Origin of the sequence: Rickettsia monacensis, from assembly GCF_000499665.2 — a bacterium.
GTDB classification, from domain to species: domain Bacteria; phylum Pseudomonadota; class Alphaproteobacteria; order Rickettsiales; family Rickettsiaceae; genus Rickettsia; species Rickettsia tamurae.
Genome location: NZ_LN794217.1, coordinates 556,648 through 570,837, shown reverse-complemented (window position 1 = coordinate 570,837; position 14,190 = coordinate 556,648). Strand labels below are relative to the sequence as shown.

Here is a 14,190-nt window from a genome sequence, read left to right as displayed (position 1 = left end):
AAATGATATCAGATATAAACGCTCTAAAGTATAAAAAAGTTTTACTTAAAGTTTCAGGGGAAGCTTTAATGGGAGACAAGCAATTTGGGCATGAATATGACGTAATAAAAAAGATTGCCGGCGATATTAAAGAAGTTATCGATTTAGGAGTAGAAGTCGCTATTGTAGTCGGCGGTGGAAATATTTACCGCGGGATTAATGCAGCACTCGTCGGTATGGATCGAGCTTCAGCGGATTATATAGGTATGCTCGCAACGGTAATTAATGCTTTAACACTGCAAAACGTTATGGAAAGCCTCAATATCTATACAAGGGTTCTATCGGCTATTCCTATGATGAGCGTGTGCGAGCCTTATATTCGCCGCAAAGCTAAAAGACATATGGAAAAAAAGCGTGTAGTAATTTTTGCCGGCGGCACGGGTAACCCATTTTGTACAACCGATAGTGCTGCAGTACTTCGTGCAATCGAAATGAATTGCGATATTTTATTAAAAGCAACTCAGGTTGACGGTGTATATGATTCCGACCCTAAAAAAAATCCGGATGCTAAAAAATATTTCACTATCAGCTATAAAGATGTTATAACTAACAACCTGCAAGTCATGGATACGGCAGCTATTGCAGTTGCAAGAGAAAATAAATTACCTATAAGGGTATTTTCGATAAAAGAACAGGGAAATTTTGCTAGAGTAATACAAGATAAAGGGGAATATACGACAATTGAGGAAATGTAGTATAGTGTCATACCGTGGCTTGACCGCGGTATCCATAAAAAAGTAAAAAACTGGATGCCGTGATCAAGGAACTAGCATGACATAGAACTACACCGGTAATGCTTATACCAAATAAAAATATAATTATTAGTATGGAAAGATGGGTAAAGAGAATTTAAAGAAAAACTTACAAGAAAAGATGGAGAAAGCTCTCAAAGTTTTAGATCATGAGCTTAAAGGGCTACGTACGGGTAGAGCTTCGGTTAATTTGCTTGATAGTGTAACCGTAGAAGCTTACGGAAGTAAAATGCCGCTTTCACAAGTTGCTTCTCTATCCACCCCTGATGCACGAACAATTAACGTACAGGTTTGGGATAAATCTATGGTATCATCGGTAGAGAAAGGAATTACGATAGCAAATCTTGGCTTAACTCCAGCAACAGACGGTCAATTAATCAGACTACCTATACCGGCTTTAACCGAAGAAAGGCGTAAAGAATTGGTAAAGCTTGCTCATAAATACGGTGAAGATACTAAAATTTCATTACGTAATATTAGAAGAGACGGCAATGAAGAACTTAAAAAGCTAGAAAAGGATAACGTTATCGCAAAAGATGAGCATCATAGCTTATCTGAACAAGTACAAAAGTTAACCGATGATTATAGTAGTAAAGTTGACTCGGTAATAAAACAAAAAGAACAAGAAATAATGACTGTTTGACTTTCTATGTCATTCCTGCTTTAGATTTGTTGCGTGGATACTGAATCGTCATTGCGAGGAGCGAAGCGACGTGGCAATCCAGAAAAATAATTAAAAAATTCTGATTTACAGAATTTTTTACTGGATTGCTTCGTCGGAACTTACAGTTTCTTCTCGCAATGACGGAAAAATCGATCCACGCAAGCAAGCTTTCACTGGAATAACATCATACTATTACCACTCAAAATAATAAAACTATGATAACAAAAGAAGAAACACAAAAAATAGCAAAATTAGCTAGATTAAAATTTGAAGAAGATACTGTAGAAAAATTTTCTGCTCAGCTTAGTACTATTATGAATATGATTGATATTTTAAATGAAATAGATTGCAAAGATATAGAGCCTTTAACTTCAGTTTCTAATATGAATACTAAAATGCGAGAGGATGAAGTTACGAGTTCTGATTTATCAAACAAATTATTTGATAATGTAAGCGGAAATAGTGCTCAGCTTGCTAAAGAAGTAAAATATTTTATCACTCCAAAGGTTGTTGAATAATTATGACGGAACTAAACAAATTAACAGTAGCAGAAAATGTAAAAGGTCTAAAAAATAAAGATTTTACAAGTAAGGAATTAGTTAATGCACATATTAAACAAATAGAAAAGCATAAAAACCTAAATGCTTATGTTACCGAAACTTTTGATTTAGCTTTAAAACAGGCTGAAGCCGCCGATCAAAATTATGCTCAAAATAAAGCAAGAACACTTGAAGGTATCCCGTTTGCCGCTAAAGATCTTTTCTGCACGAAAGGAATTAGAACTACGGCATGTTCTAATATACTGAAAAATTTTATACCTAATTATGAATCAAGTGTTACACAAAATATTTTTGATAAGGGCGGTGTGATGCTCGGCAAAACCAATATGGATGAGTTTGCTATGGGTTCAGCAAATATCACTAGTTGTTTTGGAAATGTAATTAGCCCTTGGAAAGCAAATGATGATAATGCTGATTTAGTTCCAGGCGGTTCTTCAGGCGGTTCAGTTGCGGCAGTTAGCGGATTTATGGCATCTGCTGCTCTTGGTAGCGATACGGGCGGTTCGGTACGTCAACCTGCAAGTTTTACGGGTTTAGTCGGGTTTAAACCGACATATGGTCGTTGCTCAAGATACGGAATGGTATCGTTTGCTAGCTCACTTGATCAAGCAGGGATATTTACTAGAAGCGTTTTAGATAGTAGCATCATGCTTGAAGCGATGATGGGGTTTGACGAAAAAGATTCTACTTCGATTAAAGCAGAAATTCCAGAGCTACAATCCGCTATCGGAAGTTCTATGAAAAATATGAAGATAGGCGTACCTCTTAGCCTTGGTGAAGGTGGTATTATTGAACCTGATATTATGAAAATGTGGCAGGATACCATAGAGCTACTTAAAAATGCCGGTGCTGAAATAGTTGATATTACTTTGCCGCATGCTAAATATGGTGTTGCCGTTTATTACGTAATAGCACCGGCTGAAGCTTCTTCAAATTTATCTAGATATGACGGTGTTAGATACGGTCTTCGGGTAGAACATGAAAATATGACGCTTGACGAAATGTATGAAATGACTAGATCAGCCGGATTTGGGGAGGAAGTAAAACGCCGTATTATGATTGGAACATATGTGCTTTCATCTAGTTGTATGGATGCATATTATCTAAAAGCTCAAAAAGTACGTCGTTTAGTTGCAAACGATTTTAATAATGCTTTTGCAAAAGTTGACGCCATTTTGTTACCTGCAGCACCGACCGAAGCTTTTAAGATCGGTGAAAAACAAAATGATCCGACTATTATGTATTTAAACGATTTATTTACTATTCCTGCAAGTTTAGCTGGTTTACCTTGTGCATCGGTTCCTGCCGGATTATCGGCACGAGGTTTACCTCTTGGGATGCAGATTATAGGTAAACAATTAGACGAATATAATGTTTTGAAAGTAGCATCGACAATTGAGTCAGGTGTAAAACATATTAAATTTGAGCCAAAGGGTTTTTAATTATGGCATATATTGAAGGTAATACGGGGAAATGGGAATATGTAATAGGGCTTGAAATCCATGCTCAAATTTCCTCAAAATCTAAGCTTTTTTCAGGAAGTAGTACTATTTTTGCAGCAAGTCCAAATTCGCAGGTTTCCTATGTTGATGCAGCAATGCCCGGGATGTTACCGGTATTAAATAAGCATTGTGTACACCAAGCAATTAAAACAGGGCTTGGGCTTAAAGCTAAAATAAATAAATATTCGGTATTTGATCGTAAAAATTATTTTTATGCCGATCTGCCGCAAGGTTACCAAATTTCGCAATTTTACTATCCTATAGTACAAAACGGCACTATGGAAATAGCGACTAGTACCGGCGATCTTAAAACTATTCGTATTAACCGTTTGCATTTAGAGCAAGATGCGGGTAAATCTATGCATGATCAATCACCACATTACAGCTTTATCGATTTAAATCGTGCCGGTATTGGGCTTATGGAAATTGTGACAGAACCTGATATATCATCACCGGAAGAAGCGGCTGAATTTGTAAAAAAGCTGAGAAATTTGTTACGTTATATCGGCAGCTGTGACGGTGATATGGAAAAAGGCTCGATGCGTTGCGATGCTAATATTTCAGTAAGACGTAGCGGCGAACCACTAGGCACAAGATGCGAAATTAAAAATATTAATTCAATTCGTAATATCATTAAAGCAATAGAATTTGAAGCTAAAAGACAAGTAGACTTGCTTGAAAGCGGTGAAGCAATAATGCAAGAAACACGTTTATTTAATGCCGATAGCGGCGAAACAAGAACTATGCGTTTAAAAGAAGAAGCACTTGATTATAGATATTTTCCTGATCCCGATTTATTACCGCTTGTTATTTCTGATGAGTTAATAAACAAGCTAAAAGCAAATTTACCTGAGCTACCTGATCAAAAGATTGAAAAATATACGAAGGAATTTGGCTTAAGTAAATATGATGCCGAAGTAATAGTAGCCGATGAATCGGTTGCTGAGTATTTTGAGAAAGCAGCAAATGAATGTAACCCTAAAATGCTTACTAATTGGCTAACTAGTGAGTTGTTCGGCCAATTAAATAAAGCATCGATAGGAATAAATGAATGCAAAATTACTCCTAGTAACTTTGCAAAACTGGTAAAATTAATAGAAAATGATACTATTTCCGGTAAAATTGCAAAAACCGTTTTTGAAATTATGTTTGAAACCGGTAAAGCACCTGATAAAATAGTAGAGGAAAAAGGACTTGTACAAGTTTCGGATAATAACGTGCTAAACACGGTAATTGACGAGGTAATAGCTGAAAATCCTGAATCAGTAGAGGGTTATAGAAGTGGTAAGGATAAATTATTCGGTTTCTTTGTAGGGCAGGTAATGAAAAAAACCGGCGGTAAGGCTAATCCGACGCTTGTGAATCAGCTTTTAAAGGAGAAATTGAGTTCTTGATGCTATTCCTTTGAAGGTATTGCCCGCGTGGGGATAGATTCTCCCGTCATTGCGAGCAGCCGTAGGTTTTGTTGCATGGTTCACTTCCCTCTCTGTCATCCCGCGACTCGATCGCGGGATCCAGTTAAAAATACTAATAATATTAGTATTTTCAGTTGTTTTCTGGATACCGTGGCCAAGCCACGGTATGACACCGAACGGGTTTTTCAAGCCATATAACAAGCTCAATGCCTTGCGGGATGACACAGGACATACTCAAACTTAAAACATTATTTTTATGAAATTTCTGAAAATATTTTTACTATCTTTCTTACTAGTTTCTTGTGAACAAAAAGAAACGGAAAAAACTTTAATAGTTGGTACTGCCGCAGATAATCCTCCTTATGAATTCATCCAAGACGGAGAGATTGTTGGGATTGATATTGATATTATCAAAGCAATAAGTGAACGTCTAAATAAAAAAGTTATCATAAAAAACTTCGACTTTAACGGTTTACTTGCAGCTTTGGTTAGTGAAAATATTGATGTTGCGGTGGCGGAGCTTTCCGTAACACCGGAGCGTTCCGAATATATCAGCTTTTCCGATAATTACGCTACTGCAAGATTTGCTATAATATATAGAACAGGCGACAATATACAAAATAGCAAAGATCTAGAGAATAAAATAGTAGGAGTACAGCTCGGTAGTGTTTTAGAAAAAAAAGCACAAGATCTATCACAGACGATGAATATTAAAGTTCATTCTTTAGCAAATCATTTAATGTTAGTTGAAGAATTAAAAGCCAGAGTCATAGATGCTATTATTTCTGAGGAATTTCAAGGCAAAAAATTAAAAGAAAATAATTCAAATTTAGAAAGCAGTACTTTAGAAGAATTTTCATCCGATTTTGCTATAGGTATGTCTAAAAACTCAGGACTAATTAATGAAATTAATGAGGCAATCGATTCATTAAAAAAAGACGGGACCATTAACAAAATTATGAAAAAATGGCTGGGACAATAACAGAAAGTCAATTTAAAGATGCTATGAGCCGATTCCCTCAGGGAGTGACTATTATAACAACAAATTGCAATAACGAGCTTTTTGGCTTTACTGCTAGTTCTCTTACTTCCATATCTTTAAAACCGCCGTTAATATTATTTTGCCTTAATAAAAACTCTTTTAGTATAAACAGTTTTCGAAAAAGTGATAAGTTTGCAATTAGTATTTTAGCAGAGAATCAAATTGATATTTCAAAACATTTTGCTAAATCACAACCTAATAAATTTACAAAAATTGATTATGTGCTTGGTAATAAAACTGACTGCCCTTTAATAAACGGTGCAACTTGTCATATAGAATGTAATAAATATGTTTCTTACGATGCCGGTGATCATGTTATATTTATCGGTGAAGTAATAAATACCGCTATTAAAAATGATTTAAAGCCTCTATTATATTTTCATAAATCTTATACTAGGCTCTGTGAATATTTCTAAAAAGATTTAATTTTGGTTATTTTTTGCTGCAAATTATAAGATTTTTTGAAATATAAGTAACTATTCCAGTAAAAATCTTATTAATTTTCGCTAAAAAATACCTCAAAATAGCAAATCAATTAGAAATATTCACAGAGCCTAGTATAATTTGAAAATTTGGCGTCGTCGTCTAATAAGATCTGCGGTTCGAACTATATTTAACGCTGTGATCCGAGGGCTTTAGACTCTTTGCTCTTTTCCAAATTAAACTTCGTCTACTTACTGTTCATTTATTAGGAGTACATTGCCAATATGTTAAATATCGGTCTTAGCGGTTCTACCGGTAAAATGGGAAAGGTTATTGCTGAAAGAATAGATAAATTTAAAGATTGCAAAATTTCAGCAAAATTTAATTATACTAATAATTTAGATGATTTAGATAATTTTTGTAAAAATTCTGATGTAATCATCGATTTTTCTACTCCTGAAATATTAGAAAAATTAATTAATTATGCATTAAAACATAATACAAAATTAGTAATCGGAACCACAGGCCTCCAACCTCAACATTTTAAGCTTTTAGAAAAAGCAGCTCAAACTTTACCTGTTTTATATTCTGCAAATATGAGTATAGGAGCTAGTTTGCTTAGCTATCTAGCTAAAGAAGTAACAAAAATACTAGATGATTACGATGTTGAAATTCTAGAAACACATCACCGTAATAAAAAAGATTCACCCTCAGGAACTGCTATTATGCTTGCTGAAACAATTGCAAGCGAAAAAGGATTAAATATAACATTTAATCGTGGTAGTAGACTAAGAAGCGAAAAAGAAATAGGTATTTCCTCGCTTCGTGGTGGGAATGTTCACGGTATACATGAAATATCTTTCCTAGGTGACGATGAAATAATCACTTTAAAACACGAAGCTCTGAATAAAAATTCTTTTGCTATTGGTGCAATTAAAGCCGCTATTTGGCTACAAGATAAACCTTCTGCTTTATATTCAATGCAAGATATTTATAAAATATAATTAATATAGCTTGAAAAAATACCTTTAAGAGGCTATTATAAAGATATTATAACTGATAATTAAAGACTTGTATAGCGAAAATTAATAAGATTTTTGAAGAAATAGCTACTCCTATTTTAAAAAAATCTTATAATTTGCAGCAAAAAAGAATTTAATTAGCTTTAAAATATCTTTACAAATAGCCTTTAAACGACTATATTTTATTATGTAAATAACATAATCCTAAGGTTACTTATGATCGATTATACAAAAACTTTAACTGCCACCTCAAAAAATAAAACTTTTGATGAAGGCTTAAGAAAATACATGCTTAAAGTATATAATTATATGGCTTTAGCACTTTTACTAACCGGTATAGCAGCCGTAACGACTATATCAGTTGAGCCTATTTATAATTTAATGTTTCAAACAGGTTTCGGCACTATTATAATGTTTGCTCCGCTCGGTATTGCTTTATATTTCTTTATGGGCTTCGGACGCATGAACCTGCAAACGGCACAAATATTATTTTGGGTTTATGCCGGTTTAACCGGTATGTCGCTTGCATATTTAGCTCTTATTTATACCGGGGCATCAATAGCTCGTACTTTCTTTATTTGCTCTTCCGTTTTTGGAGCAATGAGTTTATACGGTTATAGTACAAGTAGAGATTTAACATCTATGGGTTCATTTTTTGCAATGGGTCTTATAGGTCTTATCATTGCTTCATTAGTCAACTTGTTTCTAAAAAGCTCGGCTCTTTCTTTTGCTACTTCTCTTATTGGAATAGTAGTATTTATGGGATTAATTGCTTGGGATACTCAAAAGATTAAGTCTATGTATTACATGGCAGGAAACGATGAAGTAGGACAAAAGCTTTCTATTATGGCAGCCTTTACTTTATATTTAGATTTTATAAATCTTTTCCTATATTTAATGAGATTTTTAGGCAATAGAAGGGATTAATTAGTATCATTCCTGCAAAGTCATGATTTTATTTCATGACTTTGGTTTTTTCATTGTCATATCACGATCAAATCTATAGGGAAGTCATTCCGGTTTTAGAATTTTGAACATTAGGATTAACACCTAACTTAAGCAAAAGTTTTATTAAATCAGGATTATTTCTTTCTGCGGCTAGCATCATTCCGGTAATACCGCCTTCATACCTTAAATTAGGACTCATTCCCTGATTAATTAAAAAATCGGCAATTTTTATATTATTATTCGATATAGCATAATCTAGAGGAGTTCAGCCCAAGCATGGTTGATTTACTCCATATCCCTCGTCTAATATTTTTTTACTTCATCAATATTATCTGTCTTAATAGCATCCGCTATAGGTGTAAGTGTAATTGGATTTCCGACTTTTTGATCATATTCAACACCATCCACATATACTTTTTCAGTCTTAAACTCAAGTTTACATTCCATCGCATGAATAGAAGGAATAATAAAAATAATTATAAACTTTAAAATTACTTGAATAATTTTCATATAATCAATCTAGGTACTATGTAACTATGCAGCATCAAACCTTTATCGGTAAGATAGATATTTTTATCTAACTTAATTAAGTCTTGACTTTGATAATGCTTAAGATTATTCATGTCCAAAATATTCTCTAATTTCGTGTTCAATTTCTGCTCTAATGTAGAAATATTTATACCCTTGCTAAGACGTAACCCCATCATTAGCATTTCTTCAATAATCTCTTGATGTGTTAACTTAGTATTAGTTTGAATACCGACATTTTTTGTGTTAACCGAATCTAACCATTTTTCAGGTTTATGCCACATCATAATTGCCGATACCGAACTTGAAACATCAATTATTCTACTATGAGCTCCGGGACCTATACCTAAATAATTATTATAATTCCAGTAAGCTAAGTTATGCAAACATTCATGCTCTACTTGAGCATAATTAGATATCTCATATCTAAAATATTTTTTAGATTCTAGATAATGGTTTGTCCACTCATACATCTCAGCCGCTTCATCCGAATGCGGCAAAATCAGATTACCCTCCTTAAATAATTTATAAAAAGGCGTACCTTTTTCGATAGTCAATTGATAAAGAGAAATATGGCCATTTGCGAGCTGCATAGCTTGCTTTAATTCTTCTTGCCAGTCTTTTAATTTCTGACCGCTACGTGCATATATTAAATCAAATGATACTCGTGGAAAAATCGTATTTGCCGCCTCAACTGTTTTGATTGCTTGCAAAGCATCATGAGTTCTACCTAATTTTTTTAAATCGTCTTCTTTTAAGGATTGCACTCCAATTGAAACACGATTAATTCCAGCGGATTTGAATGCTTTAAATTTTTCAGTTTCAAAGGATGTGGGATTAGTTTCTATAGTTATCTCGGTTTGATTATCAATAATTGCTAGATTACTGATTTTATTTATTATCCCTTCAACTATTACAGGATTCATTAAAGAGGGAGTACCACCACCAAAAAAAATAGATTTTATATATTTATTTTGAATAATAGCCTTAAAATACTCAATTTCTGTTTCATAGGATTTAAGCCACTGATTATGATCTATATTGCCCGCCACATGAGAATTAAAATCACAATATGGACATTTTGACAAACAAAACGGCCAATGAATATAAATACTTAAATCATTAGCCATAACTCTCATATTTTGTATTTTTGCTAGTGCTAGCTTAGGTTTTGTGGACATTTCTAAAAAGATTTAATTTTGGTTATTTTTTGCTGCCAATTATAAGATTTTTTTGAAATATGAATACTATTCCTACAAAAATCTTATTAATTTTTGCTAAATAAAGACCTCAAAATAGCAAATCAATTAGAAATGTCCACAAAACCTAGCATTTTCTTTGATTTTATTCAAGGTGTATGATAAAACACTATTCTAATTCAAAGAAAACTTTAAATAAAGCTTTTAATTTAAGAGATATTATTAAAATAATGAAAAAAAATTACCCACTATTTTATAATTGTTTTATTAACTTTTTGTGTTCAAGCTATGGGAAATAATAATGAACAAATATATAACCCAAAAGACACTAAATTTCTAGAAGAAGCTGAAGGAGCTGAAGCTCTAAAATGGGCAAAAGAGCGTACTGATAAAACAGAAAAGGCTTTCCAATCTATGCCTGCTTATAAGGTAGTTAAGAAAGAAATAGAATCTATATTTTATGATCAAAGAAAAACTCTATATGGTATTATCCGTAAAGGGTATGTATATAATTTTTGGATGGATGATAAAAATCCGCAAGGATTATGGCGTAGGACGTTAATTAAAAACTACTCTAAAGATAAGCCAAATTGGGAAGTTCTAATCGATTTTGATAAATTATCCAAAAAATTCGGTAAAAAAGTAATGTATCGAGATGGGACTGATTGTTTTCAAAACCCTAATCGTTTCTTAATTACCATGTCATTTGGCGGTAAAGATGAAACCTTTTTTGCAGAATGGGATTTAGAGAAAAAAGATTTTGTAAAAAATGGTTTTGAGCCAAAAACAAGTAGCGGAAAATTACTAGAAGGTAAATTTACTTATCCTACTTGGATCGACCAAGATACTATTATATTTAATCCAGTTTTGCATAAAGAAGAAGTTACTGACTCTTTATATCCTAGCTCGCTCTACATATGGAAGCGAGGAGAACCTATAGAGAAAGCCAAAAAACTATTTGAAATACCAAAGAATTATATACGTGTATCAGCCGGTAAGCTTTTATCCGATAATATTTCTTCATCTTTAATATTTATATCTGCAGATAAGGATTTTTATAATTACGATAATTATATTTTAAATACTAAAGATGAGAGCTTAAAATTACAAAAAATAAATATGCCATCAGATGCAACACCTCAAGGTTCTTTTAAAGAATATGTATTTTGGCTGCTGCGTTCCGATTGGCAATTTAAAGGTAGTAATATAAAAGCAGGTTCACTTGTTGCCATACACTACGCTGATCTTCTAAAAGAAGATAGCGATAAAGCTAGCTTAAAAATATTATTTACCCCAACAGAGAGGGAAGTATTTTATTTTGTAGGAATGACTAAAGATACAGCATTTTTAACTAGCTATGAGAATGTTATTTCAAAAGTAGTAACATTTACATTAGAAAATAATGAATGGACAAAACCGATAAACTTAAAGCTGCCTTATGAAAATGCAATTTTTGGTATGTCTTCTGATGATGATGAGGAAGATGCATTAATTACTATAGAAAATTCTATAGTTCCTCCAACTATCTATTTATGGGATAAAACTCATGAATTAAAAGTTATTAGAAAGCCTTTATATCCGTTTGATAGCAAAAATTATGTTGTAGATCAAAAGGAAGCAACAAACTCGGATGGAGTTAAAATACCATATTTTATTGTCTATAAAAAAGGTACAAAATTTGATGGTAAGAATCCAACATTACTTGAAGCATATGGTGGTTTTCAAGTAATCAACTCTCCATATTTCTCTCGCATGGAAAATGAAGTATGGGTTAAACATGGCGGGGTTAGTGTTCTTGCTAATATCAGAGGCGGCGGAGAGTTTGGTCCTGAGTGGCATAAAGCAGCTCAAGGGATAAAGCGTCAAACCGGCTTTAATGATTTTATTGCAGTAGCAGAGGATTTAATAAAGCAAAACATTACTAGCCCTGAGTATTTAGGAATCAAAGGAGGAAGTAACGGCGGATTGCTAGTAAGTGTTGCAATGACGCAGCGTCCCGATTTATTTGGAGCTATAGCATGCGAAGTACCGATACTTGATATGATACGCTATAAAGAATTCGGAGCAGGACATTCATGGGTAACTGAATATGGCGATCCGGAAAATCCAAATGATTTAGTACATATTAAAAAATATGCACCTTTAGAAAATTCATCTTTAACTCAAAAATATCCTATTATTTTAATTACCGGTTCAGTACTTGATCAGCGTGTACATCCATGGCATGCACGCATTTTTGAGTATGTACTTGAGCAAAATCCAAACACTACAACTTATTTCCTAGAAAGTAGTGATAGCGGACACGGTAGCGGTAGTGACTTAAAAGACAGTGCTAATTATTTTAGCAATATTTATACATTTTTTGCAAATGCTTTGAAATTAAAAATTAATTAAATTTAATACTACGCCAATAGGTGTTGCTTACTATAGTATCGGATGTTTTTTAAAAAACCCTCGAAGTCATCCCTACGAAGGCACATGGGTGTCAACTTAAGGAAACTGTCATCCCGTGGCTTGACCACGGGATGACAGAGGTGAAATTGATCCACGCAACAATGCCCGCTTGCAATGACGATAAAACCATTCATGCAATAATGCCGTTTTACGAAAACAATTTTCCAATTCCGCTACGTAATAGATTCTTAGGATTCATTTTACTGGCTTTTTTCATCATCTCGCTTATTTGCTTATATTGCTTTAGCAAAATATTTACCTTTTGTACCGTAGTCCCTGCTCCAGCAGCTATACGTTTTCTACGAGAAGCATTAATTATATCGGGATTCTTACGTTCTTTCAGCGTCATGGATAAAATAATTGCTTCTTGATGTTCAATTATTTTACTATTTAATTTTGATTGATCTATTTGATCCATAATTTTACCGCTACCCGGTAACATGCTAAGTATACTTCCAAAACCTCCCATTTTTTTTATACTTCTCATTTGCTGAAGATAATCATTTAAATCAAACTTACCTTTTTTTAATTTAGCTGCCGTTTTTTCGGCTTCTTCTCTATTAACAATACTAGCTGCTTTTTCAACAAAAGAGATAATATCACCCATATCAAGTATTCGAGAAGCTAAACGTTCAGCATCGAATTCTTCTAAATCGGTTAGTTTTTCACTGCTACTTAAAAATTTAATCGGCTTTTTAGTAATATATTTTACGCTAAGTGCTGCACCGCCTTTAGAATCGCCGTCAATTCTAGATAAAATTAATCCTGAAATCTCTAACTTTTCATTAAAGCTACTTGCCGTGACTACTGCATCCTGCCCTGTCATACTATCGATTACTAACAAAGTTTCCGTAGGCTTTACTATCTTTTTTATTGCAAGAGCCTCCTCCATCATCTCTTTATCAATTTGTGTACGACCTGCCGTATCATAAATTACGACATCATAAGCAGAAATTTTAGCCTCAGCAATAGCTCTTTTGACAATATCGAGGGGTTTCTCACCTTGCACAATAGGTAATGAATTAATCTGTACTGAGTTTGCAAGTATAGCAAGTTGCTCTTGTGCTGCCGGTCTGTAAGTATCCAGAGAAACAAGTAAAACTTTTTTATTTTGATTTTTAAGTCGTAAAGCAAGCTTACTACTTGCCGTAGTTTTACCGCTCCCTTGCAACCCTACCATTAGGAAATTTACGGGCGGCTTTGAATTTAAATTTAGCTTTGTCTCACTTCCACTTGAAGCTAAGAGATTTATCATCTCTTCATGGATAATTTTAATTATCATCTGCCCAGGTGAAACAGACTTAATAACCTTCTGCCCTAAAGCTTTTTGTTTAACTTCCGCTATAAAATCTTTTATCACCGGTAATGCAACATCCGACTCTAAAAGAGCCACTCTTATATCCCGCATAGCAGCATCTATTTGGGCTTCCGTCAAAATTCCTGAGCTAACTAGCTTATCAAAAATCTTCGTTAAATTTTGTGTTAAAGTTTTAAACATGTAAGTAATTTAATTTATAAAGTTCCTAGAACCTAATATATACTACGAGTAAATGAATAATAGTCAAAATAAAACATAAATTAAATTTATATTCGAGAGGGAAGCTGCTTCCCATCTTGAATATTTATTAACTATTTTTAAAAA

At 33.5% G+C, this 14,190-nt stretch carries 15 protein-coding genes; 11 read left to right on the top strand and 4 right to left on the bottom strand.

Going from position 1 to position 14,190, the window contains the following annotated elements; all coding sequences use genetic code 11:
• Positions 1-2 precede the first annotated feature (2 nt).
• From pyrH to RMONA_RS02900, 10 genes are all read left to right on the top strand, one after another.
• Positions 3-734 carry a UMP kinase gene (gene pyrH, locus RMONA_RS02945; RefSeq protein ID WP_023507575.1) on the top strand — a complete coding sequence of 244 codons (732 nt, stop codon included), beginning with the start codon at positions 3-5 and terminating at the stop codon, positions 732-734.
• 139 nt (positions 735-873) lie between these two features.
• The gene (gene frr / locus RMONA_RS02940; protein WP_023507574.1) at positions 874-1,434 is read left to right on the top strand and encodes a ribosome recycling factor; all 561 of its coding nucleotides are present in this window, start codon (positions 874-876) and stop codon (positions 1,432-1,434) included.
• A 236-nt stretch (positions 1,435-1,670) separates the two neighbouring features.
• Positions 1,671-1,973, top strand: a complete 303-nt coding sequence (gene gatC / locus RMONA_RS02935; RefSeq protein ID WP_023507573.1) for an Asp-tRNA(Asn)/Glu-tRNA(Gln) amidotransferase subunit GatC — start codon at positions 1,671-1,673, stop codon at positions 1,971-1,973.
• 2 nt (positions 1,974-1,975) lie between these two features.
• Positions 1,976-3,457, top strand: coding sequence for an Asp-tRNA(Asn)/Glu-tRNA(Gln) amidotransferase subunit GatA (gene gatA, locus RMONA_RS02930; RefSeq protein ID WP_023507572.1), 1,482 nt, complete (start codon positions 1,976-1,978; stop codon positions 3,455-3,457).
• 2 nt (positions 3,458-3,459) lie between these two features.
• A complete protein-coding gene (gatB, locus tag RMONA_RS02925; protein ID WP_023507571.1) occupies positions 3,460-4,911 on the top strand; it encodes an Asp-tRNA(Asn)/Glu-tRNA(Gln) amidotransferase subunit GatB in 1,452 nt (483 codons plus the stop codon).
• A 49-nt stretch (positions 4,912-4,960) separates the two neighbouring features.
• On the top strand, positions 4,961-5,176 hold the full coding sequence (locus RMONA_RS08085) for a hypothetical protein (RefSeq protein ID WP_410526365.1): 216 nt from the start codon (positions 4,961-4,963) through the stop codon (positions 5,174-5,176).
• A 12-nt stretch (positions 5,177-5,188) separates the two neighbouring features.
• The gene (locus RMONA_RS02915) at positions 5,189-5,914 is read left to right on the top strand and encodes an ABC transporter substrate-binding protein (RefSeq protein ID WP_023507570.1); all 726 of its coding nucleotides are present in this window, start codon (positions 5,189-5,191) and stop codon (positions 5,912-5,914) included.
• Positions 5,899-6,390 carry a flavin reductase family protein gene (locus tag RMONA_RS02910; RefSeq protein ID WP_023507569.1) on the top strand — a complete coding sequence of 164 codons (492 nt, stop codon included), beginning with the start codon at positions 5,899-5,901 and terminating at the stop codon, positions 6,388-6,390. The genes RMONA_RS02915 and RMONA_RS02910 overlap by 16 nt, the downstream gene beginning before the upstream one ends.
• A 291-nt stretch (positions 6,391-6,681) precedes the next feature.
• Positions 6,682-7,401, top strand: coding sequence for a 4-hydroxy-tetrahydrodipicolinate reductase (gene dapB / locus RMONA_RS02905; protein WP_023507568.1), 720 nt, complete (start codon positions 6,682-6,684; stop codon positions 7,399-7,401).
• Positions 7,402-7,635: 234 nt separating this feature from the next.
• Positions 7,636-8,346, top strand: coding sequence for a Bax inhibitor-1/YccA family protein (locus tag RMONA_RS02900; RefSeq protein ID WP_023507567.1), 711 nt, complete (start codon positions 7,636-7,638; stop codon positions 8,344-8,346).
• A 73-nt stretch (positions 8,347-8,419) separates the two neighbouring features.
• On the opposite strand, the gene RMONA_RS02895 is transcribed toward RMONA_RS02900, so the two are convergent.
• From RMONA_RS02895 to hemW, 3 genes are read right to left on the bottom strand one after another with little or no spacing between them, the layout of a single operon-like run.
• On the bottom strand, positions 8,420-8,614 hold the full coding sequence (locus tag RMONA_RS02895) for an ankyrin repeat domain-containing protein (protein WP_242402849.1): 195 nt from the start codon (positions 8,612-8,614) through the stop codon (positions 8,420-8,422).
• Positions 8,615-8,670: 56 nt separating this feature from the next.
• The gene (locus tag RMONA_RS02890) at positions 8,671-8,877 is read right to left on the bottom strand and encodes a hypothetical protein (RefSeq protein WP_008580730.1); all 207 of its coding nucleotides are present in this window, start codon (positions 8,875-8,877) and stop codon (positions 8,671-8,673) included.
• Positions 8,874-10,076 (bottom strand): radical SAM family heme chaperone HemW, encoded by a 1,203-nt coding sequence (gene hemW / locus RMONA_RS02885; protein ID WP_023507565.1) that lies wholly within the window; start codon positions 10,074-10,076, stop codon positions 8,874-8,876. Before hemW ends, RMONA_RS02890 begins: the two co-directional genes overlap by 4 nt.
• A 306-nt stretch (positions 10,077-10,382) precedes the next feature.
• Here hemW and RMONA_RS02880 point away from each other — a divergent pair, with 306 nt between their 5' ends.
• A complete protein-coding gene (locus RMONA_RS02880; protein WP_023507564.1) occupies positions 10,383-12,488 on the top strand; it encodes a prolyl oligopeptidase family serine peptidase in 2,106 nt (701 codons plus the stop codon).
• A gap of 208 nt (positions 12,489-12,696) precedes the next feature.
• Here the strand turns inward: RMONA_RS02880 and ffh are convergent, their stop codons facing one another.
• The gene (gene ffh / locus RMONA_RS02875; RefSeq protein WP_023507563.1) at positions 12,697-14,046 is read right to left on the bottom strand and encodes a signal recognition particle protein; all 1,350 of its coding nucleotides are present in this window, start codon (positions 14,044-14,046) and stop codon (positions 12,697-12,699) included.
• Positions 14,047-14,190: the final 144 nt, after the last annotated feature.

Bases quoted from the DNA above. Each gene is read 5' to 3' on its own strand.
- frr (WP_023507574.1), top strand. From the start codon at position 874: ATGGGTAAAGAGAATTTAAAGAAAAACTTACAAGAAAAGATGGAGAAA.
- gatB (WP_023507571.1), top strand. From the start codon at position 3,460: ATGGCATATATTGAAGGTAATACGGGGAAATGGGAATATGTAATAGGG.
- RMONA_RS02910 (WP_023507569.1), top strand. From the start codon at position 5,899: ATGGCTGGGACAATAACAGAAAGTCAATTTAAAGATGCTATGAGCCGA.
- ffh (WP_023507563.1), bottom strand. From the start codon at position 14,046: ATGTTTAAAACTTTAACACAAAATTTAACGAAGATTTTTGATAAGCTA.
- pyrH (WP_023507575.1), top strand. From the start codon at position 3: ATGATATCAGATATAAACGCTCTAAAGTATAAAAAAGTTTTACTTAAA.
- gatA (WP_023507572.1), top strand. From the start codon at position 1,976: ATGACGGAACTAAACAAATTAACAGTAGCAGAAAATGTAAAAGGTCTA.
- dapB (WP_023507568.1), top strand. From the start codon at position 6,682: ATGTTAAATATCGGTCTTAGCGGTTCTACCGGTAAAATGGGAAAGGTT.
- gatC (WP_023507573.1), top strand. From the start codon at position 1,671: ATGATAACAAAAGAAGAAACACAAAAAATAGCAAAATTAGCTAGATTA.
- hemW (WP_023507565.1), bottom strand. From the start codon at position 10,076: ATGTCCACAAAACCTAAGCTAGCACTAGCAAAAATACAAAATATGAGA.
- RMONA_RS02890 (WP_008580730.1), bottom strand. From the start codon at position 8,877: ATGAAAATTATTCAAGTAATTTTAAAGTTTATAATTATTTTTATTATT.
- RMONA_RS02880 (WP_023507564.1), top strand. From the start codon at position 10,383: ATGGGAAATAATAATGAACAAATATATAACCCAAAAGACACTAAATTT.
- RMONA_RS02900 (WP_023507567.1), top strand. From the start codon at position 7,636: ATGATCGATTATACAAAAACTTTAACTGCCACCTCAAAAAATAAAACT.
- RMONA_RS02915 (WP_023507570.1), top strand. From the start codon at position 5,189: ATGAAATTTCTGAAAATATTTTTACTATCTTTCTTACTAGTTTCTTGT.